Below are 23,050 nucleotides of genomic sequence, written 5' to 3' on the forward strand. Positions count from 1 at the left end.
CTCGACCCGAACGGTAAAGCGCCACGCTGCCGCCGGAGTTGCCTAATGTTTCCAGCCATCGGTTTCGTCGTCCTGATCGCGATGGTGTTCGGCGGCTTCGCGATCACCGGCGGTGCGCTCGGCCCCGTGCTGCACGCACTGCCGCACGAAATGCTGATCATCGGCGGTGCGGCGATCGGCGCGCTGATCATCGGCAACTCCACCGCCGAGCTGAAGGCGATGGGCGGCGGCCTGGCCAAGGTCTTCAAGGGACCGAAATACAAGAAGCAGGACTTCCTCGACGTCATCTTCCTGGTGTCGAAACTGATGAAGATGCTGCGCACCGAAGGTCCGATCGCGCTGGAGCCGCATGTCGAGGATCCGCAATCCTCCGCGCTGTTCGCCGAATATCCGCGGCTGCTGAAGGATCACACGCTGGTCAACCTGATCGCCGACACGCTGCGGCTGGTCGTCGTCTCGAGCGGAACGCTGGACGTGCATGCGGTCGAGGAGGTGATGGACAACGCGATCAAGACGCATCACCACGAGGTCGAGGGTCCGCACACTACCTTGCAATCGCTCGCCGATGCGCTGCCCGCATTGGGCATCGTCGCGGCGGTGCTGGGCGTGGTGAAGACGATGGGCTCGATCGACAAGCCGCCCAGCGTGCTGGGTGGGATGATCGGGTCGGCGCTGGTGGGTACGTTCCTGGGCGTGCTGCTGGCGTACGGCATGGTCGGGCCGCTCGCGTCCCGCCTGAAGCAGGTGATCGACGCGGACGGTGCGATCTATCATGTCGTCAAGCAGATCATCATCGCCTCGCTGCACGGTCACCCCCAGCCCCTGGTGATCGAGGCCGCGCGCTCGGGCATCAAGCACGCCAATCAGCCAGCCTTCGCCGAAGTGTTCGACGGGTTGCGGGGCAGGTAATGGCGGCGAGAGCACCGCACGGCACGAACCAGCCGCCCAAGATCGTCATCGTCAAGAAGATCATCGAAGGCGGTCACGGCGCTCACCACGGTGGCGCGTGGAAGGTCGCGTATGCGGACTTCGTCACTGCGATGATGGCGTTCTTCCTCCTGCTATGGCTGCTTGGAGCCACCACCGAAAAGCAGCGCAAGGGCATCGCGGATTATTTCGCGCCGACGATCATCGACACCCGCGCGCTCGGCATGGGCGGCAGCGGTCTGTTCGGTGGCGAGTCCGTGCTCTCGGATCAGAAGATCGGCGAAAAGGCGGGTCGCTCCAGCGAGCAGGGTCTGGCGACACCCGTCACCGGCGCGGGCGGCAACAAGCCGGGCACGGGCGACAAGGGCTCGCTGCGCAATGAGGACCGCAAGAATTTCGAGCGCATGCGCGGCGACGTGCAAAAGGCGATGCAGGCGTCGACCGAGCTGCGCAAACTGGCACCGCAGGTAAAATTCGTGATGACCACCGAGGGCATGCGCATCGATCTGGTGGACAATGCCGACTATTCGATGTTCGCGCTCGGAACCACTGCACTCGCGCCCGAAGCATCGGCGCTGATCGGCAGGATCGCGACCGCCATCACCGGCACGGGCAACACGATCATGATCCGCGGCCACACCGACGCGGTGCCATGGGGCGATCCGCGCGCGATGAACAACTGGATGCTGTCATCGGGCCGCGCGGAGGCGACACGCCGCCGCCTGGCACTCGGCGGAATCGCCGAGCCGCGGTTCGCGCGGATTGAGGGGGTCGCCGATCGCGAGCCGATGGTGAAGGACGCACCCACTGACCCGCGCAACCGGCGGGTGGCGATCACCCTGCTGTATCGCCGGGGCGGGTTCGGGAGCTAACCCTCTCTCCCGCGAGCGGGAGAGGGACAGACCGCGCAGCGGTCAGGGTGAGGGAACTACGCGGGTTTGAGGTGAGGGCGTCCGGACCCGCGTCACGCCCTCACTGTGCCGCCTGGTGCGGCTGTTCCTCTCCCGCAAACGCGGGAGAGGGGCTGGGGGTGCCTACTCCGCCCCCGCTTCCGGCTGCGCCTTCCTGCGGCCGCGTCCACTCGCGGGCTTCTCCGCCGCAGCCGGAGCGGCTTCCGGCTTGCGCTGACCCGGCTTGCGGCCGAGGCCGATCTGCTTGGCCATCGCGCGCCTGCTCTCCGAATAGTTCTCGGCCACCATCGGGTAATCGCTCTTCAGATTGTAGCGCTCGCGATACTGCTCGGGGGTCAGGCCGTTGGTTTTTAGGTGGCGGCGCAAGGTCTTGTACGACTTGCCATCGATCATCGAGATGATGTGGTCCTTGGACGACAGGCTCTTGCGCGCGGTGACCTTGCCGACATAGTCCTGCGTCGGTTCGGGCGAGGCAGCGGCGGAATTGCTCCCCATCAGCTGCTGCACGGTGTCGTGCATCTTGCCCATGAAGGCGGGCACGTCCTCGGCATTGCTGCGGGTGTTGGGGTTGCCGAGCCAGGCGATGGTCAGCTCGACCGCTAGTTCGACGGCGTTCAGGTCGGTGGTATCGTCGGCCATGTGTTTGCGCTCCTTCAGTTCGGAGCGCCGTAACATTTGGACGCGCCGCGTCAATACTTGCGGCGTTTGAGCTGTACCAATGCAGTATCGAGTGCCTGAAGAAAGCGCGAACGATCCACCTTGGCGAACGCCGCGGGCCCACCGAGCTGATCCCCGCCTGCGCGCAGATCGACCATGATGGCGCGGGTCGCCACCGCTGTGCCGATCGACGCTGGTGTGAACGGTTTGCCGGTAGGCGACAGCACGGTCGCATCTGCCTTGAGGCAGCGGTCCGCGAGCAGGATGTCGCTGGTGACCACGACCGTGCCCGCGTCGGCGCGCTCGGCGATCCAGTCGTCCGCTGCATCGAACCCGTCCGACACCACCACGCGCTCGACCAGCGGATGCTGTGGCACACGGAATGGTGAGTTGCTGACGATCGTCACCGCGACCTCGTGCCGCCAGGCAACCTTGTAGATCTCGTCCTTGACCGGGCACGCGTCGGCGTCGACGAGAATGCGCATCAGGTCTTGGCGCGGTACGGCTTTGCCTGGTGGCGCGCGGGCGGACGATTTGGGCCGCCGCCCTGATTGCCGCCTTGGCCACCACGCGGCGCACCGCCGCCACCCGCGCGCGGCGGCTCACCGTGAGCCTGCTCTATGCGAACGCCGCTTTCGTCCTCGCCGTCTGCGTTGGCGGTGCGCTGGACGGCGGCCATGAACTTCGCCCCGATCCCGCGGGGGATCTGAAACCAGGTCTCGCCGGGACCGACGCGGATCGCGCCGATCTCGCCGCGGGTGATGTGCCCACGCCGGCAGATCAGCGGCAGGATCCAGCGCGGGTCGGCATTCTGGCGGCGTCCGACGTCCATCCGGAACCACAGCACATCATCAAAGCCGGGGCGGTGACCGTCCTGCGCAGCGCGCTGCGCCTGCGGCGTCGCCTCGATCATCTCTTCGACCGCCGGCATGCGCGCACGGTGGACGCGAACCAACGCAGCGGCGATCTCGTGCGGCGATCGCTCCGCCATCAGCCGCTCCGCCAACGCCTGATCCTCCTCGTCGATCTCGACCGGGGCGAGCAATGCCGCAAGCAACCGCTCGCGATCCGCAAGCCGGATCGTTTCGGGCGTCGGCACGTCGATCCACTCCGCGGCGATACGCGCGCCGCGCAGCATCATCTCGACGCGGCGGCGGCGTGGATAGGGGACGATCAACACCGCGGTGCCCTTGTTGCCTGCGCGTCCCGTTCGGCCGGAGCGATGCTGCAATGCTTCCGCATCGCGCGGCAACTCGACATGGACGACCAGGCTCAGCGTCGGCAGATCGATCCCGCGCGCGGCGACATCGGTCGCGACGCACACGCGCGCGCGCCCATCGCGCAAGGCATGCATCGCCGCGTTGCGCTCGTTCTGCGAATGCTCGCCCGACAGCGCCACTGCCGCAAAGCCGCGTTCGACCAGGCTGGCGTGCAGGTGGCGGACATTGTCGCGCGTCGCGCAGAACAGCATCGCCGTTTCCGCCTCGTGCAGCCGCAGCAGATTGATCACCGCATGCTCGATATCGGCGGGCGAGACGGCGACCGCCTGGTACGCGATGTCGCCATGGCCGCGATCCTCGCCGACCGTGGAAATCCGCTGAGCATCGCGCTGGTAGCGCCGCGCCAGCGTCACGATCGGCTTGGCCAGGGTGGCGGAGAACATCAGCGTGCGGCGCATCGCCGGGGTGGTGTCGAGGATCGCTTCCAGATCGTCGCGGAAGCCCATGTCGAGCATCTCGTCCGCCTCGTCGAGCACGACCGCGCGCAGCGACGACAGGTCCAGGCTGCCGCGTTCCAGATGGTCGCGCAACCGGCCCGGCGTACCGACGACGATATGCGCGCCATGGCTCAGCGAGCGGCGCTCCTTGCTCGCGTCCATGCCGCCGACGCAGGTGGAGATGCGGCCCCCTGCGGCGGCATAGAGCCAGCCCAGCTCGCGGCTGACCTGCAACGCCAGCTCGCGCGTGGGCGCGATCGCCAACGCGAGCGGTGCGCCCGGCGTCGGCAACTGGCCGTCCACGAGCAGCTCGCCCGCCATCGCCAGCCCGAACGCGACGGTCTTGCCCGACCCGGTCTGCGCGGAGACGAGCAGGTCGCGCCCGATCACCTCCGGCTGCAGCACGGCGGCCTGCACGGGCGTGGGGGTTTCATAGCCGCGCGCGCGGAGCGCCTCGGCGAGGGGTTGCGGAAGATCGGGAAAGGACATGAAGCCCGGTGAGATGGGGCCTGAAGGCGCGTTTCTCAACCCTGTTCGGCATATACCTTGACGAGATCGTACAGGAAATCGCGCCCGACATAGACCGAGCGGACGCCGCGCCGCTCGTTCAGCCCGTGCGTGCCATTGCCGTCCGGATCGCTCCAGCTGCCCGGCACGCCATAGGTCGGGATGCCGATCGGCGCGATGAAGGTCGCGTCGGTGGCGCCGGTCGACATGGTCGGGATCAGCGGCACGCCGGGGAAGTATTTCGCCACCAGCGCGCGCGCCGGCTCCATCACCTTGGGATCGAGCGGCGGCGTGGTGGCGATCGGGCGCAGTCGGCCGACCAGCTTCACCTCAACCTCCGGATCGCCGATGGCCCCGATCAGCGCGGCACGCGTCGTGTCCGCGTCCTCGCCCGGCGCGATGCGGCAATTGACGGTGGCGACCGCGCGCTGCGGCAGCGCGTTGGCGGCGTGACCCGCCTCCAGCATCGTCGCGGCGCAGGTGGTGCGCAGCATCGAGTTCAGCCCACGATCGCGCGCCACCACCGCCTCCGCTGCACGGTCGGCGAGGTCGCGCGACAGCGCCTGCATCGCGGTGCCCAATGGCCCGCCGCGCGCCGCCCCTGCCTGCGCAAAATAGGCGCGGGTCGTGGCATTGAAGCGAACCGGAAACTTGAGTGCACGGACCTTCACCAGCGCGTCACTGAGCTGATAGATCGCGTTGTCGTCGATCGGAATAGAACTGTGTCCGCCCGGATTGGTGACGGTGAGCTCGAAGTTGCGGTTGGACTTCTCGCCGACCTGCATCGTCTGGACGACGACGCGGCCCTGCGCGTCGGTCTGCCCACCTCCGCCCTCGTTCAACGCGAACTCGGCGCGGATCAGCTCCGGCTGCTTTTGGGCCAGATACTGCGCGCCGTTGAAGCGCGCGCCCGACTCCTCGCCGCAGGTCAGCGCCATCTTGACGGTGCGCTTGGGGGCGTAGCCCGCCTGCTTGAAGCGCGCGAGCGTGTCGACCCAGGTCGCCACCAGCGCCTTCATGTCGGACGTGCCGCGACCATAGAAATAGCCGCCCTCCTCGATGAACTTGTACGGATCGCGCTGCCAGTCCGCCGGCCGCGCGTTGACCACGTCCAGATGCCCGAGCAGCAGGATCGGCTTGGCCGTGCGCGACGACCCCGGCAGCGTCGCCACCAGCCCCCCGTCCAGCGGAAATTCGGGCAGCGTGAACAGCGTCAGCTGCGCGTCGGTGAACCCGGCGCGCTTGAGGTGCGCGGCCATCTTCTGCGCCGCCAGCGTGCAGCTGCCGGTGCTGACCGACGTGTCGGTCTCGACCAGCTCCCGGTACAGCGCGCGAAAGGCGAGCTGGTCGGGGCGGGGGGCGGCTTGCGGCTGTTGCGCGACAGCAACCGTCGCGAGAGCAGCCAGGGCAACGGCAAACCACTTCATGCGAAGCCTTCCGAATGGAGGATGCTTGAACGCTATGGGTGCAACGGTACGGCGTCAAACCGCATCCGTTGATCCAATGAGTAGCGGCTAGAGCGGTCTGAACGGCTGTTTGTGGGTCAAGGGGCACCCTGGTGCGGGTCAGTGTTCCAGGATCTCGCGAATGCGGTCGGCGAGGACCTCCATCTGGAATGGCTTGGTCAGCACGTGCATCCCGTTCGTCAGCCGCGTGCGGCCGATCACGGCGTTTTCCGCATACCCGGTGATGAACAGCACCTTGAGGTCCGGACGGTTCTGGCGCGCCGCATCGGCAACCTGCCTGCCGTTCATGCCGCCGGGCAAGCCGACATCGGTGATGAGAAGGTCGATCCTGGCGTTCGACTCCAGCACGCGCAGACCCGCCGGCCCGTCGGTCGCCTCGATCACGGCATAGCCTGACTCCGCCAGAACCTCCGCTACCAGCATCCGGATGGTCGGCTCGTCGTCGATGACCAGCACGACCTCGCCCTCGCCGCTCGGACTTGGCGTAGGGCGAGGTTCGACCTCGTCGTCGGCCGGTGCGTCCTCATCGTGGCGGGGCAGGTAAAGGCACATGGTCGTGCCTTGCCCGACTTCCGAATAGATGCGGATCTGTCCGCCCGACTGGCGCGCAAATCCATATATCATCGAAAGGCCTAGCCCCGTTCCCTCGCCTAGCGGTTTGGTGGTGAAGAAGGGATCGAAGGCCTTGGCGATGACGTCGGCCGTCATGCCGCTGCCGGTATCGGTGACGCAGATCGAGACATACTGGCCGATCGGCAGATCCTGCTGCCGTGCCGCTCGCTCGTCGAGCCAGCGGTTGGCGGTCTCGATCGTCAGCATCCCCCCGTCCGGCATGGCGTCGCGGGCGTTGATGCACAGGTTCAGGATCGCATTTTCGAGCTGATTGGGATCTATCAGGGTCGGCCAGACCCCGCTTGTTCCGACCACGTCGACCTTGACGGCCGGTCCCACGGTGCGCCGGACCAACTCCTCCAGTCCGCTCAGCAGCCGGTTGACGTTGGTGGGCTTGGGATCGAGCGTCTGGCGGCGGGAAAACGCAAGCAAGCGGTGGGTAAGCGCTGAAGCGCGTCGGACGGCGCCCTGGGCCGCGGTGAAGTAGCGGTCGCAATCGTGCGTTCGACCCTGCGCCATGCGAACCTGCATCATCTCCAGACTGCCGCTGATGCCGGTCAGGAGGTTGTTGAAGTCGTGCGCGAGCCCGCCGGTCAGTTGCCCAACCGCTTCCATCTTCTGCGACTGGCGCAACTGCTCCTCTATCGCGCGTTTTTCGGTGAGATCGCGCGTCACCTTGGCAAAGCCGATCAGGTCTCCCGCGTCGTTGCGGATCGGGTCGATGATGACGGAAGCCCAGAATCGTGAGCCGTCCTTGCGCACTCGCCAGCCTTCGGCCTCGAACCGGCCTTCGTCAGTCGCGGTCCGTAATGCGCTGTGCGGAGTCCCGGCGGCGCGGTCCTCCTCGGTGTAGAAGCGGGAGAAGTGCTCGCCCATGATCTCGTCGGCGGCATAACCCTTGAAGCGCTCGGCACCGGCGTTCCAGCTGCTGACCCGACCGTCGGGATCAAGCATGTAGATTGCATAGTCGGTAACGCTCTGGACCAGCAACCGGAAGCGCTCTTCGCTTGCACGCAACTCCTCCTCGGCGGCACGCCGCTCCGTCAGGTCGCGCGTTACTTTGGCATACCCTACAAGCATCCCGCTGGCATCGCGGATGGGGTCGATCACGACGTTGGCCCAGAAGCGGGTGCCGTCCTTGCGCACGCGCCAGCCCTCGGCTTCGAAGCGGCCTTCCCGCTCGGCGGTCTCCAATGCGATGCGGGGGATCTCGCGTTGGCGTTCTTCGGGTGTGTAGAAGCGAGAGAAATGCTCGCCGATGATTTCGTCGGCCTCATAGCCTTTGAACCGGCGCGCGCCGGGGTTCCAGCTCGATACCCGACCCTGCCGGTCGAGCATGTAGATGGCGTAGTCGGTGACGCTCTGAACGAGCAGCTCGAAGCGACCGGCGACGTCGGCAGGAAGATTGTGGTCGGCCATTCTTGCTCCGGAACGAAAGCGTACGCGTCAGGGGAGCTGACCCGACTGTGACAACCTAGGTTGTCGGTCAACCTCCGTTGGTAGACGGCAGCTGGGTTCCGCAGGTGCTCCGACCGCAGACAAGCGGATGTGCGGAATGGTGGTCCTGCATGAGCGGCTGGGCGTCTGCTTCCGGGTAGAGGCTGTCATTCGGCCTCGGCCCTGGCAGCTCCCGTCGTCCAGACTCCGGCTGCGCTGCTGACGCATCAATGGAGGCTGGCAGCGGCTGGACGTGGCCGGATCAGCCGGTGGCGGAGACCGCCGTTCTCGATCTCGGCGCGCCCCGGCGGACCCGTGAGATCCGCGAACCGTGCTGGCATCGCGTCCGCGCTGCTCGGTTTCCTGCAGATGGCCTGCGCCGCGATTTGAACGGTGCTCATCGGCAATCTGCCTGTGGACGCGGCGACAGCGTTCACCTGGGTCGTGATCGGGGGCGGTTTGGCGGCGACATCCTTGCATCCGGTGATACGGGCCGCCGGGCTGCAATCAGTGGATGTCACGCTCGACGAAGTCCGGGATGCAGCCGGTCAGACTGAAATGCCGGACCGGTCCGACACGAGCGAAGCGCAATTGCGAAGTCTGTTCGCTACGCTGTGATAGCCGCTTGCGGGCGCGGTTCTGAACGACGCGGATAACGCCGCGATGGCATCGCCGCCCTGCCCGTAGATTGGAACGGCGACACAGGAAAGGCCATCGACGATCTCGCCCCGGTCGAAAGCGCAACCTGCCGATCGGACGCGCTTGAGTTCCTCGCGGAGCATATCGGGATCGACGATCGTACGCTCGGTCAGCGCGACGAACGGCCCCCCGCCAAGATAATCGTCCCGCTGCCGGTCCGGGAGGTGGGCGAGCAGCACCTTGCCAAGCCCCGAACAATAGGCCTCGAGCTGCTTCAGTTCCCGCGTGAACAGCGACTGTGCGCCCCATTGTTCCTTGACCAGGTAGGTCACCATGTCGTCCTCCAGCACGGCGAGATGGACGGTGGCACGAAGCTCGCGCGCCAGCCGGCGCAGCGGCGCGCGACCTGCATTCGCCATCAACATTCGCATGTCGCGATCCCGAGCGCAGGCAAAAATGTGACCGGCGACATAGTGGCCGCGATCGGCTGGGGCGATGAAGCCCTGCCGCCTCAAGCCGGCGGCCAGACGGCGGGTCGTCGACTGAGCAAGGCCAAGCTGATCGGCGAGCGTGCTCAATCGCGTGCGTCCGCCGTCGCTCACGATGAGCGCGAGCAACGCCAAGCCTTTGTCCAGCGTCGCACTTCGACTGTTGCTGTCGTGAATAGCCATCCGCTCATCATGTGAGCGCAACGCCGCGACGTAAATTGCCGAGTTCCATCAAACGGGCGTAACCAACAGCGATCAGGCCGTAGCGAATGCCACCGCTTCGAAGGGAGAGAGATGAGCACGCACGACCTTATCGCAGAACGTCTGCGCATGGCCTATTCGGCAGGTGCCATCCCGCCGTTGCGCGACGGGCTCGATCCGGCCGACGGCGCCAGCGCATACGCGGTGCAGGCGCTCAACACCCGCTTTTGGCAGGCGCAGGGTCGGCGCATCGTCGGACGCAAGGTCGGCCTGACCGCGAAGGCGGTGCAGGTGCAGCTGGGCGTAAATCAGCCCGACTTCGGCGTATTGTTCGACGACATGCGGATCGTAGACGGCGGCGTGCTGGCCGCCGACCGGGTGCTTCAGCCCAAGGCGGAGGCGGAGGTCGCGCTGGTCCTCGCGGCGGCCCTTCCCTCGGCGCAGACCAGTGCCGCGGACGTCACCGCCGCCACCGCGCACGCGGTCGCCGCGATCGAGATCGTCGACAGCCGCATCGCCGACTGGAGGATCAGCTTTGCCGATACCGTGGCCGACAACGGTTCTTCCGCTTTCTTCGTGCTGGGCCGCGACGAACGACCGCTCGACGGCCTCGATCTCTACACCTGCGGAATGGCGCTCGAAGTCAACGGCGAGCTGGCTTCGCTGGGCGCGGGTGCGGCGTGCCTGGGCCATCCGCTGGAGGCTGCGGCCTGGCTGGCGCGGACGCTGGCCGCAAGCGGGGATCCCTTGCGAGCGGGCGACATCATCCTGACCGGGGCGCTGGGGCCTATGGTCGCCATCTCGCCCGGAGACCGGATCGAGGCGAAGATCGGCGGATTGGGCGCGGTGTCGTTCCACTATGGGGAGCCAGGCGATGGCCAATAAGGTTAAGGCGGCGATCATCGGATCGGGTAACATCGGCACCGACCTGATGATCAAGATCATCCGCCGGTCGGACGTGCTGGAGATGGCGGCGCTGGTCGGCATCGATCCGGCGTCGGACGGGCTGGAGCGGGCCCGGCAGCTGGGAGTCGCGACCACGCACGACGGGATCGACGGGCTCCAGGCGCTCGAAGCCTGGCCATCAATCGGGGTGGTGTTCGACGCCACTTCGGCCGGCGCGCACCAGCGTCACAGCGACGTGGTGACCGCCGCGGGCAAGGTGATGATCGATCTGACCCCAGCGGCGATTGGCCCCTATGTCATCCCGGTCGTCAACGGCGATGCGCACCTGACCGAACCGAACGTCAACATGGTCACCTGCGGCGGGCAGGCGACCATTCCGATCGTGGCGGCGGTGTCGTCGGTGGCGACGGTGCATTATGCTGAGATCGTCGCCTCTATCGCGTCGAAGTCGGCCGGGCCCGGCACTCGCGCCAATATCGACGAGTTCACCGAAACGACCAGCCGCGGGCTGGAAGAGGTCGGCGGCGCGGCGAAGGGCAAGGCGATCATCATCCTAAACCCCGCGGAACCGCCGATGCTAATGCGCGACACGGTCTTCACGCTGTCGTCGGGCGCCGATGAGGCCACTATCGCGGCGGCAGTCGAGGCGATGGTGGCGAAGGTCCACGCCTACGTCCCCGGTTATCGGTTGAAACAGGCGGTCCAGTTCGAACGCTTCGGCTCGAACGATCCGATCGAGATCCCCGGCTACGGCCGCTTCGAGGGTATCAAGACCACCGTGTTCCTGGAGGTCGAGGGCGCGGCGCATTACCTGCCCGCTTATGCGGGCAATCTGGACATAATGACCTCGGCGGCGCTGCGCACCGCCGAAAAGATCGCCGTGAACCGCCTGATGGACGCCGCTTGATGCCTTTCGACCCGACGACCACGAAGCTCTATATCCAGGACGTGACGCTGCGCGACGGCATGCATGCCGTCCGCCATCGCTACAGCATCGATCACGTGCGCCAGATCGCAAGGGCACTCGACGAGGCCGGTGTCGATGCAATCGAGGTGGCGCATGGCGACGGCCTGAGCGGTTCCAGCTTCAACTACGGCTTCGGCGCGCATACCGATTGGGAATGGATCGAGGCCGTCGCCGATGTCGTTCGCCATTCGGTCCTGACGACCTTGCTCCTCCCCGGCATCGGCACGGTTCACGACCTGAAGCGAGCCCATGACCTGGGCGTGCGGTCGGTCCGCATCGCGACGCATTGCACCGAGGCCGACGTCGCTAAGCAGCATATCGGCGCGGCGCGGGATCTGGGCATGGACACTGTCGGCTTCCTGATGATGAGCCATATGATCGAACCCGATGCCTTGGCACAGCAGGCTAGGCTGATGGAAAGCTATGGCGCGACCTGCGTTTACGTGACTGACAGCGGCGGCGCACTCGACATGGACGGCTATCGGGCGCGGTGCGAGGCCTATGATCGGGTGTTGAAGCCGGAAACGCAGCGCGGCATCCACGCGCATCACAATCTGTCGTTGGGCGTCGCCAATTCGATTGTTGGGGTCCAGGCGGGCGCCATCCGCGTGGACGCCAGTCTGGCAGGCATGGGCGCGGGCGCGGGCAACGCGCCGCTCGAAGTGTTCATTGCCGCGGCGACGCGCAAGGGCTGGCAGCATGGCTGCGACCTGAACAAGCTGATGGATGCCGCCGAGGACCTTGTCCGCCCGCTTCAGGATCGTCCGGTCCGGGTGGACCGCGAAACGCTTAGCCTGGGCTATGCCGGTGTCTATTCGTCGTTCCTGCGCCACGCCGAGAAGGCCGCGCTCGACTATGGCGTCGACACCCGCGAAGTGCTGGTCGAGCTCGGCCGCCGCCGGATGGTCGGCGGACAGGAAGACATGATCGTCGATGTGGCGCTCGACATCGTCGCCCAACGCTCGGTCTCAGGCCGCGAGAGGCTGGCAGCGGAACAATAGGATAGTTCTAGATGATCGCCGCGGACAAATACGACGTCGTCATTGTCGGCGCAGGGCATGCCGGCGCGCAAGCGGCAATCGCGCTTCGGCAAAGAGGCTTTCGCGGCAGCGTAGCGCTGGTCAGCGAGGAAGCGGATCCGCCATATGAACGACCGCCGCTGTCTAAAGAGTATCTGTCGGGCGCGAAGGCGTTCGATCGCATCCTGATCCGGCCGAACGCATTCTGGGCCGAACGCGAAATCAGCCTAATGTTGGGACGCCGGGCGATCTCGGTAGAAGCAGCGGATCACAGTCTGCAGCTGTCCGATGGCACCACGCTAGGCTACGGGGCCCTGATCTGGGCGGCCGGTGGGTCGCCGCGCCGGTTGACCTGCCCGGGTCATGATCTTCGCGGCGTGCACAGCGTCAGAACACGCGCCGACGTCGACCGGATGATCCACGAACTCGACCGCGTCTCCCGCGTGGTCGTCGTCGGCGGAGGCTACATCGGGCTGGAGGCAGCCGCTGTTTTGACCACGCTGGGGAAATCCGTGACGGTGGTCGAGACCCAGGAGCGGGTTCTTTCCCGCGTCGCCGGCGAGGTCTTGTCGCGGTTCTACGAGCAGGAGCATCGGGCACAGGGCGTCGATGTACGCCTCGGCGAGACAGTCACGTGCATCGAGGAAATGGCGGGTGCTGCATGCGGCGTCAGGCTCGGCGACGGATCAGTGCTGCCTTGCGAAATGGTAATCGTGGGGATCGGCATCGTGCCGGCCGTGCAGCCGTTGCTCGCGGCAGGCATAGGAGGCGAGAACGGCGTTACCGTCGATCCGCTGTGCCGAACGACGTCGCCGGACATTTATGCAATCGGCGATTGCGCCGCCCATGCGAACGCCTTTGCCGACGGCGCGGTCATCCGGCTCGAGTCGGTTCAGAACGCCAACGACCAGGCAATGGTCGTCGCAAAGGCGTTGACCGGCCTTGAGGAAGCATATGTGGCACTGCCGTGGTTCTGGTCGTACCAATATGACCTGCAACTGCAGACCGTCGGCTTGTCGATGGGCCACGACCGCGCGGTTCTGCGGGGCGACCCGGGACAGCGAAGTTTCTCCATCATATACCTCAGGGACGACCGGGTCATCGCACTGGATTGCGTCAACGCCGTCAGGGATTATGTGCAGGGCCGCGCACTGGTCCGCGCCGGCACCCGCGTCAGGGCCGCGAGCCTCGCCGACGACACGATCCCCCTCAAGGATCTGCTTGTAAGGTCGTCTTAGCCGCCTGCGAAACTCACGGCGTTCCAAAAGCCAACGTATCTCATCGGCGGACTACCGGCACCCAATCGGAATATATCATATTCGCGCCGGTCATCGCTGGCTGCGATAGCGCAGGACCTCAGCGCTGCAGCAGACACCCGCCGTCGACGACGAGTTCCGACCCGGTGACATAGCGCGCCGAATCCGACGCCAGGTAGAGAATCGCCTCCGCAACGTCGTCGGCCGAACCGAAACGTCGCAACGGAATGTCCGGCAGCACGACGTCGCTCATCGACTCATCGGGGTGGCGGCCTCGGGCGCGTCGCGACATCGGCGTATCGATTGGGCCTGGCACGATCGCGCAGACGCGGATGTCGTGCGGCGCCCATTCCAGTGCTGCGGTCCGTGTCAGACCGCGAATGGCCCATTTCGTCGCTGCGTAAGCGCCACGGTTCGGGTGGCCGATCATGCCCGAGACCGACGACAAGTTGATAATGGCTCCGCCCCGCTCCGCGGCGATCATCGCGGCCGCACAGGCGCGCATGCCCAGCCAGGTGCCGATCAGGTTAACGTCGATATGCCGCCGGAACTGGTCTTCGACGAGATCGAGAAGCGACGCGTCGGACAGATAGGCCGCGTTGTTCACCAGCACATCGATGCCGCCCCATCGCTCGGCCATGTTATCCACCATGGTCGACCAGCCCGTGGGATCGCCAATATCCTGGCGCTGAACGACGATGTCGCCTGGAATGTCGCGCAGCGCCTGTGCTCCATCCGGGTTCAGGTCGGTCGCCAAGATCCGCGCGCCCTCCTGCGCCAGGAGCCGCACCGTCGCTAGGCCAATGCCCCCGGCCGCGCCCGTCACCAAGACGCGCTTTCCTGTCATGCGTTCGGGCATTGGCAACTTCCAATCGTGGACGATATATGCAATCCCATGGCGTTTCGCATGTACCGGTAGGACCAGGTCACGCGCAGTCGCCGGAGGATTTTATGACCCAGACCCGGCCCGCGATGGCCCAGTTCGATATCCGCCCGCCAATCACCGATCTGGTATACGACCGGCTGTACGCCGCGATCATAGGGCGCGAACTCCTTCCGGGGTCGCAGCTCACCGAACAGGCGCTCGCCGATCAGCTGAACGTGTCCAAGACGCCGGTTCGCGAAGCCCTGCTGCGGCTCAGGCAGGTCGGGCTGATCGAACCGGACGGCCGGCGGGGCATGCGCGTCGTCAAGCTGTCGCTCGAGGACCTTCGGCAAGCGACCGAGTTGCGCGCTGTTCTCGAAGGTTTCACCGCCGGCCGCGCCGCCGAGCTGGCGACCAAGGCTCAGGCGCGCCTCATCACTCGTGCGGCCGAAGACTCGCTCGATGCAGCGGAAGACGGCAATATCGACAGCTTTCACCAGCATGACCGCGCCTTCCATGCGCGCATCGCGGACGCCGGCAACAATGTGCGAGCGAGACAGTGCGCGGACAACACCGCGGCGCTGATTCACACAGTGATGACGCGCGATACCTTCCCCACGCCCGATCACCTGGTCGATTGCGCGGGCGCTCATGTGCGTATCGGACAAGCGATCATGGGCGGGGACGCCGCGACGGCGTCGACGGAGATGCACAAGCACATCTGGCGCATCCACGAGTTGCTGCTGGCGCAGGACCTCGATCTGGAGCAGAGCGACGCGATCCCGTTCCGCCCGGCGCTGGTCGCCTGAGATCGTTGGCGGGAGTGCACCGCCTCAGCCTTGCTCCGCCGGAATGCTGACCGCGATTTCCGGAACGTCCGCCGAAGGCATGATCTGGCAGGCCAGACGGCTGTTCGCGTGCCGCGCGCCCGCGATGCCATCGAGCATCGCGTCCTCATTGTCACCCATCGCGGGCAGCAACCCAGCGATATCGTCGGCGACATAGACGTGACAGGTGCCACAGGCGCCGGATCCCCCGCACTCGGCGATGATGCCATCGATATCATGCTCGACCGCCGCTCGCATGACCGTGGTTCCCGCCCGCACCTGGACGGACTGCACCGTGCCGTCGGGCTGTATGAAATCAATCTTGAACATTGGTTTCCGCTTGTGTTTCGGGTCACGACTTAGGTCGCCAGCCCGCACTCCATCACGCTCATGCCGGTCAACCACGCGCCGATCGGCTCATAGACCGTAACGCGCCGCGGCAGTGCCCCAAGCGCGCCGACCGCGGTGATCCAGCTTCGTACCTCATGCGCACCCGTCCCGGCATGGTCGAGTTCGCTGTCGGGAAGGTCGAGCAGGTCGGACATATCGTCGCCCGCGATCCGCTCGAGAAACCATCGGTCGAACTGCTCGTCGATGACACCGTCGCGCGGCGTGCCGATCCAGTGCGACAGTCCGCCCGCGCCCACTACGGCCACCCGCAGCGGTTCCGGAAAGCTGCAGATGGCGGCATGCAGCGCCACACCCATTTCGTGGCAGCGACGCAGGGGCATCATCGGCGACACCAAGGTGTTCTGGATGATCGGAACCAGCGGGATCGTCATCGTGGAATCGATCGGCAGATAGGTCGTCAGCATCCCGTGATCGAGCAGCAGCGCGTTGGAGGTCGACGGATCGAATCCTGTTCCGAGAAGCCGGTCCGCCAGATGTCGAGCGAAATTCGGATGCCCCGGAAACGCGCTCATGGGCATGTTCATCCACCGTTCCGCAGGTCCCATATGGGCCGGTCCGGTGCCGATTGTCGCCTGCGGGAACAAGTCGGGCTGAAAATTGGTGAAATGTTCGCCAGAGCAGATGACTACGACATCGGGTTCCAGCGCGCGCAACTTCCCGGCCGCCGCCTGCTGCGCCGCCATGAAGCGATCCGCGGCGTCGCCGCCAAGCGTGCGCCGGACGATCTGGCCCGGCGCGTGCGATGCGCAAAAGCCGCCTATTACTTCCGCCATCTCGGCACCTCCGGACTCAGTTGGACCTCGGGCAACCGATCCATGAACGCTGGGCGCTGGACGCCGACGGCATAGGCGAAACCGATCAGAAGGCAGGGGTGCACGCCAATCGCTCCCAACGCGGCGATGTCGCCCCCCGTTACCGCGTCACGGTGCGGCTCGGGCAAGTCGGCGGCAAGTGCCGCCACGTCCGCCCCCTCGTCCTCGTCCCGCGCGCGGATGATGTCGAACAGGCGTTTCTGCAGCCCGGACAGGTCCCACGTCGCAGCGCTCACAACAGGATCGCCAGGTTCTGCATGGGTAATGTCGAGTGATCGAGATACACCGTGCGCGCGGCGAGCTTCCAGCCGCCATCGCTTCGGACCAGGCGATCATGCCGTTCCCCGACCAGCTGCTCGGGCTGGGCTATGTCACCCCGCGTGCGATGCAACAGCAGATTGGAGACGGCCAGCACCTCGTCGTCCTGCTCGGTCGGCCGAATGCGGATGTTGGTGAGGATATGGCGGGTGCGCGACGGTGGGTCTTCCGCCCAAGCGAAATCGGTTTCGAGCCGCCTGATCCGTTGTTCCAGGAGAAAATAATTGTCGTCGAAATGCGCCGCCGAGTCCTGGAAACCCTCACCCTGGCCCGACGGCTTGGTCACGCGTACGGGCACTAGATACCGGACGCTAGGGGACACCAGCGCAAGCCAGTCGCGCAACCGCCCGTGATCAAGAAGCTCTGCCTCGGCGAACAGCCACTGGGAGATCTCGAAGTGGAGGCTCTGGTCGATCGTCACGGTCATGCGCCTTCCCCGTCCTGAACCATGTAGCCGAGCCACGTGCGCCAGAACTGACGCTGGTTATGCTCGGCATAGGAGACCGGATAAGCGTTGCCCGGCCCCGGCCAGTCGGCGATCGGCTGCTCGATCGGCGCATTGTCCTTGTCGAGACCCATGCGGTAGTTGAGCGCGATGTCCGACGCCGACGCGCCCTTGGCCGCTGCGGTCACGTAAGACCAATTCTCGGTGTCGTCCTGCTCGAACATGCCGGACGAGCCGAACGACGCCGAGTAGGCCCGCTCGTTCAGTCGCTTGACGTGTTCGGGAGCTTCTTTGTCGACGGCGCACCACGAGATGATCTCCATCCTGTCGGCACTCAGCGGGCGCCACTGGCGAAAGCTGTAGAAGCGCACCGGTGCCGCGCCCTTGTCGATGATCGCGGGTCCGCTGACGAACGACAGGTTCGGAAAGAGCGTGCCCGACACCGGCAGGAAGCCGCGGTCGAACACTGTCTCCTTGTGGCCGTCGGAAAGATGCGCGCGGGCCGCCTCGACCACCTCGGGCGCATAGCTGGTCGCCATCTCGCCCATGCTCGCCAGACCGCCGCCGCCGATGCCACCGGCGTTGAAATGCACGCCTTCCTTGCGGAAGTTGACGTTGCCGCCGACCGCGACCAGCCCGGTCTCGATCACCGACCGGTGCGATGTCATCGTGTGATAGGCGTCGCCGAAGAAATTCTCGGCGCCCAGCTTCCAGTTGCAGGGGACGATGAACCGGTGCGGTGCGCCGCGGACCTCCATGCCCTGTTCGGTCAGGCGCGTGTAGAGATCGAAATACCAGCTGTATTCGCCCATGTAATCCACCAGCGAGGGCGCATCGGGATCGAGGTTTGCGAAAATGAAGCCGTTTCGTGAATCCTGATGCGCGACGGGCAACAGGCCCCAGTCCTTGCGCGCGAACTGGTCGCCGTAGGCCTTGCGGCTCTCCGGCGCGCCGAGCAACCCGCCGTTCGATCCATAGGCCCAGCCGTGATAGGGGCATACGAAGCGATCGGTGCTGCCGGCCTCGGCTCGGCAGATCTGCATCCCCCGGTGGCGGCAGATCGCGTGGAAGGCACGCACCTGGTCATCGTCGCCGCGCACCACCAGGATCGGGTCGGCGCCGATGTGGCGCAGCACATAGTCGCCCGGATTTGGGACCTCGGTTTCATGCGCGAGGAAATTCCACGCACGCCCGAATATCCGCGTTATCTCCGCCGCATAGATACCCTCGTCGGCGAACAAGCCGAGCGGCAGGCCGAAACTGCCGTTGGCGATCTCGTCGCGTGTGCGATCGAACAGGGTTCGCGACGGCCCGGGGGCCAGTTCAGCTGCGCTACTCACGTACATCTCCTTGCAATCAGGCTCTTGGTGCCAGCGCACCGTCGACGAACGCCCGCAGTAGGCTGACGAACAATCGCGGCTGGTCGATATGGCTCCAATGTCCGGCGGCCGGCAGGATGTGCAGGCTGGCGCCAGGCAGGCGGCGAGCCAGCGCCAGGCTGTTGCGTGGGTCGCTGATCTGGTCTTCGCCACCGTGGATCAGCATCATCGGAGTGCGGATGCGCTGGAAGGCTTCGGGATTCGTGGGCGCGGCCGGCAGGCCACCGCGCACCATCGCGCGGAAGGCCTCGACCGCGCCGGGCCGGATGCTTTGGGCGTAACGGCGCTCGGTCAGCGCTTCGACCGTCATCGGCAGCGCCGCCGGATCGTGAAAGAACAGGGGCACGATTTGCGCCATCCGTTCGACCGATGGCGCCGTGTAGAAATCTTTGATCAGCGATTCCCGCGCGCTGGCCGTGCCCGGCTCCTCGTCGGCGGAATAGCCGGCCGCACCCATAAGCACGGCGCCGCGCACGCGATCCGGCGCCTGCAGCAGCATCTGCAGCAGGATCGCGCCGCCGCCGCGCGAGTTTCCGACAATATATGCCGATGGCTCGCCCAGCGCGTCCATTACGTTTTCGACCTGGGCCACCCGGAGCGCCATCCATGCCGCCGGCCCCTCCGGCAGCGGATCCGGCATCGAGGTTTCTCCGAACCCCGCGAGGTCGATGGCGTAACACCGGAAGTGGTCGGCGAGCGGCACCATGGTTCCACCCCAGTTGAGATCGGCATCCATGCCCGGCCCGATGCCGTGCAGCAGGAACAGCGGTACGCCGTCGCCTGACGCCAAGACGCGCGTGCGGAGCCCCGCCCCCTCGACCCACAGCGTTTCGACCACCTTCGTCATGCGTCCTCTCACTCGCCCGTCATTGCGGGCAGTTGGCCGGCAGGCCCATTAAGTTCGATATACTGTATATATGCTTCCTCTTGTCAAGGCGTCCTGATGCCGCTCCGCGCGGGGACCCGATTAGTTGACACAAAGGGAATACGATATATGAGACATTGCTTAAAGCAGATCCGGGGAGGGATATATGTTGCTCAAGGTTGGAACAATCGGGATTTTGTTGGCGTCCGTAGCGGCAGTGCCGGCGATGGCTCAGTCACAGCCGGTGCCGGAAGCCGCGCCATCCGCCGCCCCGGTTGATCCCGCCGTCAGCACCGTCGAACCGGTGCAGGACACCCCTTCCTCGAGCATCGAAGACATCGTCGTCACGGCCACCCGCCGCGCCGAACGCCTCCAGGACGTTCCGATCGCCGTCACCGCGATCGGTGGCAGCCAGCTTGCCAGCGCGGGCGTGACCGATATCCGTCAGCTCACGGCAGTCGTGCCGGGCTTTAACGGCGGACGCAATTTCGCGGTCATGCAGCCGGTGATCCGCGGCGTCGGATCGACCGGCATCACCCTGCTCGATGAATCGAACGTGGCGGTGTACATCGACGGGATCTACCAGCCCAACTCGTACACGACGATGCTCGAGTTGGTCGAGGTCGAGCGCGTCGAGGTTCTGCGCGGGCCGCAGGGCACGATCTTCGGACGCAATGCGACCGGCGGACTGGTCAACGTCATCACCCCGGATCCGAAACATGATTTCCGCGGAAAGGTCGTCGGCAGCTACGCGCGCTTTGGCGGTGCTAACGACGTCAACCTGCGCGGATACGTGACAGGCGGGCTGTCCGACACCGTCGCGATGGACCTGGCGGTCGTCTATCGGCACAATGGGGGCTATATCGACGATCTGGTGAACGGCGGCCAGATCGGGCGGACGTCCTATTTCGACGTTCGCAGCAAGCTGCTCTTCGAACCGTCGGACAATGTCGAAATCGTCCTGACGCTGGGCTACGCCAATTCCGAGGATTTCGCGGCGAACGCCGTGCAGCCCTATGAGAACAACGCCCGGGGTCGCGCCTTCCCGGGCAACATCCTGGCGTCCCGCCCGTACCAGGCTTCGCTCAATCTCGAGCCGTTCATGAAGTTCGACCGGTATAATGCCGCGCTCAAGGTGTCGACCGACATCGGCTTCGCCAATCTCGAATCGACCACCGCCTACACCCGCAGCAGTATCGATCAGCAGTCCGATTCCGATGCGTCCAACATCCTCCTCGCCCAGAACGAAATCCATCCGCAATCAGAGGCCTACAGCCAGGAATTCCGCCTTTTGTCGGGCGGCGGCGGGCCGTTCCGGTGGATCGCCGGCCTCTATGCGTTCCGCCAGACCGGCGAGGCACTCGTAAACGTGATCACGTCCGCCGGCCCTCCCGCCCCGGTCAACCGTACCGTCATCAACGCGAGCGGATCGACCACCGCCTTCGCCGGCTTCGCTGAGGGCACCTACGCGCTGACCGATCGACTCGAACTGACTGTGGGCGCGCGGTACAGCGACGAAAAGCGGGACATGACCGCGGGCGCGAACGGCCGCATCTTCGTCGATGACGTCGATACCTCGTTCTCACAGCTGACCTACCGCGGTTCGCTGAAATATGATCTCTCGCCGACCGCCAATGTCTATGCGAGCTACTCGACCGGCTTCAAGTCCGGGGTGTTCAACACCTATTCGGTATCGCCCGTCCCGACCGATCCGGAGCGGATCAAGGCGCTGGAAGTCGGGTTCAAAGCTGATCCCCTGTCCTGGCTGCGCACCAACGCAGCGATCTTCAAATATGTCTATGACGACCTGCAGGTCACGGCGCGCGACCAGAACGGCACGGCCTATATCCTGCAGAACGCTGCGAAGGCCGACATTTGGGGCGGCGAGCTGGAAGTCACGGCGATGCCGACTCCAGATCTGTCGATCAGAGTCGCCGCGAGCTACAATAAAGCGACCTACGACGAGTTTCCCTTGGCGCAGGTCTACGTACCTCTGCCCGCCGGGGGCAACCAGACGGCGGCATTGGATGTCTCGGGCAACGACCTGATCCGTGCACCGCGATATACGCTCAATCTCGGCGTCGGCTACGGCTTCGACCTGGGCGGAGGGCGGGTCCAGCTGTCAGGGAACCTGTTCCACAGCGCGAAGGTCTTTCACGACTTCCTCAACATCGCCGTGCAGGACGCCTATTCCCTGCTGAACGCGGAAATCGCCTGGACAGACGCGGCGCAACGCGTGCGGGTGGCCCTGTTCGGGAGCAACCTGACCGACGCCCGCGTCGCCCAGCAGATCACGCCGGGACCGGTCGGCACCTACCTCAGCTACGAAAAGCCGTTGCGCGTGGGCGCTTCGGTCCAGCTAAACTTTTAAAGTCTCCAGTCCGGCCGACGTCTGGCTAGGCCTCTCATCAATCAAGCGCATGGTAGAATCATGACAAACAACAGCGATCCGGAAATCGGGAACTTCATCGACGTCGGAGCCATCAGGACGAACTATCATGACCTTGGCTCCGGGGATCCGATCGTCCTGATTCATGGTTCCGGCCCCGGGGTCACGGCCTGGGCCAACTGGCGCTTCACGCTTCCGGAGCTTGCCAAGACCCACCGCGTGATCGCTCTCGACATGCTGGGTTTCGGATACACCGACCCTGCGCCCGACGGAAACTACACGCAGAAGTCCTGGCAAGCGCATCTGCGGGGCTTCCTCGACGCGCTCGAGCTCGACAAGGTTTCGCTGATCGGAAACTCATTCGGCGGCGCGATGTCGCTGGCGCTAGCGGCTGCGGCTCCCGATCGCGTGGACAAGATCCTTCTTATGGGTTCGGGCGGACTCGAGTTTCCGATCACGCCGGCGCTGGCCACCGTGTGGAGCTATCGGCCCTCGGTCGAGAATATGCGCGAGGTGATGAACGTGTTCGCGTACAATCGCGCACTGCTGAACGAAGACTTGATCGAGATGCGCTATCGCGCCTCAATCCGTCCGGGTATTTCAGAGGCTTTCGCGCAGATGTTCGCCAGAGACCAGCAGGCCAAGGCGCTGGACATGACGACGCCCGAAGATCGCATCGCGGCGCTTTCCCATCAAACGCTGATCGTCCACGGCCGCGAAGACCAGGTCGTGCCGCTGGAACACGCGCTGCGGCTGCACAGCCTGATCAAGCGGTCGCAGCTACACGTCTTCGGAGAGTGTGGGCACTGGACGCAGATCGAGCAGCGAGCGCGGTTCAATCAGCTGGCGATTTCATTCTTCGCAGAATGACGGCGGGTTCCAACCGGGAACCACAGCAAACGGCGATCCGGGAATCGGATCGAGCGCCGTCGGCGGCCCGTCGACGGCAAGTTATAACGGTGATCGGCGACCCCCGACCGGGGCTGTTCGACTGTTGATCAACGGCCCGAATGCTCGACCGCTGCCTGC

22 protein-coding genes are annotated in these 23,050 nt (G+C 65.4%); 9 read left to right on the forward strand and 13 right to left on the reverse strand.

Annotation, left to right across the window (positions count from 1 at the left end):
* The first annotated feature begins 45 nt into the window (after positions 1–45).
* Together motA and JWN21_RS02780 are read left to right on the forward strand one after the other, a co-directional pair.
* Positions 46–909: a flagellar motor stator protein MotA gene (gene motA, locus JWN21_RS02775; RefSeq protein ID WP_299645992.1), complete on the forward strand. Its 864-nt coding sequence runs from the start codon at positions 46–48 to the stop codon at positions 907–909.
* Entirely contained in the window at positions 909–1,799 is an 891-nt protein-coding gene (locus JWN21_RS02780; RefSeq protein ID WP_299645994.1) for a flagellar motor protein MotB, read from the forward strand. The genes motA and JWN21_RS02780 overlap by 1 nt, the downstream gene beginning before the upstream one ends.
* Before the next feature lie 162 nt (positions 1,800–1,961).
* On the opposite strand, the gene JWN21_RS02785 is transcribed toward JWN21_RS02780, so the two are convergent.
* The 6 genes from JWN21_RS02785 to JWN21_RS02810 form a co-directional block, all read right to left on the reverse strand.
* Positions 1,962–2,477, reverse strand: a complete 516-nt coding sequence (locus JWN21_RS02785; RefSeq protein ID WP_299645996.1) for a MucR family transcriptional regulator — start codon at positions 2,475–2,477, stop codon at positions 1,962–1,964.
* A gap of 50 nt (positions 2,478–2,527) precedes the next feature.
* Positions 2,528–2,980 (reverse strand): YaiI/YqxD family protein, encoded by a 453-nt coding sequence (locus JWN21_RS02790; RefSeq protein WP_299645998.1) that lies wholly within the window; start codon positions 2,978–2,980, stop codon positions 2,528–2,530.
* A complete protein-coding gene (locus tag JWN21_RS02795; protein ID WP_299646000.1) occupies positions 2,980–4,701 on the reverse strand; it encodes a DEAD/DEAH box helicase in 1,722 nt (573 codons plus the stop codon). The genes JWN21_RS02790 and JWN21_RS02795 overlap by 1 nt, the downstream gene beginning before the upstream one ends.
* A 35-nt stretch (positions 4,702–4,736) precedes the next feature.
* On the reverse strand, positions 4,737–6,146 hold the full coding sequence (locus JWN21_RS02800; protein ID WP_299646002.1) for a M20/M25/M40 family metallo-hydrolase: 1,410 nt from the start codon (positions 6,144–6,146) through the stop codon (positions 4,737–4,739).
* 138 nt (positions 6,147–6,284) lie between these two features.
* Positions 6,285–8,216 (reverse strand): PAS domain-containing sensor histidine kinase, encoded by a 1,932-nt coding sequence (locus JWN21_RS02805; RefSeq protein WP_299646004.1) that lies wholly within the window; start codon positions 8,214–8,216, stop codon positions 6,285–6,287.
* A gap of 566 nt (positions 8,217–8,782) precedes the next feature.
* Entirely contained in the window at positions 8,783–9,544 is a 762-nt protein-coding gene (locus tag JWN21_RS02810) for an IclR family transcriptional regulator (protein WP_299646006.1), read from the reverse strand.
* A gap of 111 nt (positions 9,545–9,655) precedes the next feature.
* Here JWN21_RS02810 and JWN21_RS02815 point away from each other — a divergent pair, with 111 nt between their 5' ends.
* The 4 genes from JWN21_RS02815 to JWN21_RS02830 are packed head-to-tail and all read left to right on the forward strand — an operon-like array spanning position 9,656 to position 13,692.
* Complete coding sequence (locus JWN21_RS02815; protein ID WP_299646008.1) at positions 9,656–10,447, forward strand: fumarylacetoacetate hydrolase family protein; 792 nt, start codon at positions 9,656–9,658, stop codon at positions 10,445–10,447.
* Entirely contained in the window at positions 10,437–11,375 is a 939-nt protein-coding gene (locus JWN21_RS02820) for an acetaldehyde dehydrogenase (acetylating) (RefSeq protein ID WP_299646010.1), read from the forward strand. The genes JWN21_RS02815 and JWN21_RS02820 overlap by 11 nt, the downstream gene beginning before the upstream one ends.
* Positions 11,375–12,436, forward strand: a complete 1,062-nt coding sequence (gene dmpG / locus JWN21_RS02825) for a 4-hydroxy-2-oxovalerate aldolase (RefSeq protein ID WP_299646012.1) — start codon at positions 11,375–11,377, stop codon at positions 12,434–12,436. Before JWN21_RS02820 ends, dmpG begins: the two co-directional genes overlap by 1 nt.
* A gap of 11 nt (positions 12,437–12,447) precedes the next feature.
* Positions 12,448–13,692 (forward strand): FAD-dependent oxidoreductase, encoded by a 1,245-nt coding sequence (locus JWN21_RS02830; protein WP_299646014.1) that lies wholly within the window; start codon positions 12,448–12,450, stop codon positions 13,690–13,692.
* A gap of 118 nt (positions 13,693–13,810) precedes the next feature.
* Here the strand turns inward: JWN21_RS02830 and JWN21_RS02835 are convergent, their stop codons facing one another.
* Positions 13,811–14,569 carry an SDR family NAD(P)-dependent oxidoreductase gene (locus JWN21_RS02835; protein WP_367182905.1) on the reverse strand — a complete coding sequence of 253 codons (759 nt, stop codon included), beginning with the start codon at positions 14,567–14,569 and terminating at the stop codon, positions 13,811–13,813.
* 92 nt (positions 14,570–14,661) lie between these two features.
* On the opposite strand from JWN21_RS02835, the gene JWN21_RS02840 reads away from it, so the two are divergent.
* On the forward strand, positions 14,662–15,384 hold the full coding sequence (locus tag JWN21_RS02840) for a GntR family transcriptional regulator (RefSeq protein WP_299646018.1): 723 nt from the start codon (positions 14,662–14,664) through the stop codon (positions 15,382–15,384).
* A gap of 24 nt (positions 15,385–15,408) precedes the next feature.
* Here JWN21_RS02840 and JWN21_RS02845 read toward each other — a convergent pair whose 3' ends face one another.
* The 6 genes from JWN21_RS02845 to JWN21_RS02870 are packed head-to-tail and all read right to left on the reverse strand — an operon-like array spanning position 15,409 to position 19,605.
* Positions 15,409–15,780 (reverse strand): 2Fe-2S iron-sulfur cluster-binding protein, encoded by a 372-nt coding sequence (locus JWN21_RS02845; protein ID WP_299646020.1) that lies wholly within the window; start codon positions 15,778–15,780, stop codon positions 15,409–15,411.
* Positions 15,762–16,586, reverse strand: coding sequence for a hypothetical protein (locus tag JWN21_RS02850; protein ID WP_299646022.1), 825 nt, complete (start codon positions 16,584–16,586; stop codon positions 15,762–15,764). Before JWN21_RS02850 ends, JWN21_RS02845 begins: the two co-directional genes overlap by 19 nt.
* The gene (locus JWN21_RS02855; protein ID WP_299646024.1) at positions 16,574–16,861 is read right to left on the reverse strand and encodes a hypothetical protein; all 288 of its coding nucleotides are present in this window, start codon (positions 16,859–16,861) and stop codon (positions 16,574–16,576) included. Before JWN21_RS02855 ends, JWN21_RS02850 begins: the two co-directional genes overlap by 13 nt.
* Positions 16,858–17,370 carry a 3-phenylpropionate/cinnamic acid dioxygenase subunit beta gene (locus JWN21_RS02860; protein ID WP_299646026.1) on the reverse strand — a complete coding sequence of 171 codons (513 nt, stop codon included), beginning with the start codon at positions 17,368–17,370 and terminating at the stop codon, positions 16,858–16,860. Before JWN21_RS02860 ends, JWN21_RS02855 begins: the two co-directional genes overlap by 4 nt.
* On the reverse strand, positions 17,367–18,728 hold the full coding sequence (locus JWN21_RS02865) for an aromatic ring-hydroxylating dioxygenase subunit alpha (protein WP_299646028.1): 1,362 nt from the start codon (positions 18,726–18,728) through the stop codon (positions 17,367–17,369). The genes JWN21_RS02860 and JWN21_RS02865 overlap by 4 nt, the downstream gene beginning before the upstream one ends.
* A gap of 16 nt (positions 18,729–18,744) precedes the next feature.
* Positions 18,745–19,605, reverse strand: coding sequence for an alpha/beta fold hydrolase (locus JWN21_RS02870; RefSeq protein ID WP_299646030.1), 861 nt, complete (start codon positions 19,603–19,605; stop codon positions 18,745–18,747).
* 253 nt (positions 19,606–19,858) lie between these two features.
* On the opposite strand from JWN21_RS02870, the gene JWN21_RS02875 reads away from it, so the two are divergent.
* Together JWN21_RS02875 and JWN21_RS02880 are read left to right on the forward strand one after the other, a co-directional pair.
* Positions 19,859–22,003, forward strand: coding sequence for a TonB-dependent receptor (locus JWN21_RS02875; protein ID WP_299646032.1), 2,145 nt, complete (start codon positions 19,859–19,861; stop codon positions 22,001–22,003).
* A gap of 60 nt (positions 22,004–22,063) precedes the next feature.
* Complete coding sequence (locus JWN21_RS02880) at positions 22,064–22,891, forward strand: alpha/beta fold hydrolase (protein WP_299646034.1); 828 nt, start codon at positions 22,064–22,066, stop codon at positions 22,889–22,891.
* Positions 22,892–23,050 lie beyond the last annotated feature (159 nt).

The organism is Sphingomonas bacterium, from assembly GCF_028292945.1.
In the GTDB taxonomy this organism is placed as follows: Bacteria; Pseudomonadota; Alphaproteobacteria; order Sphingomonadales; family Sphingomonadaceae; genus Sphingomonas.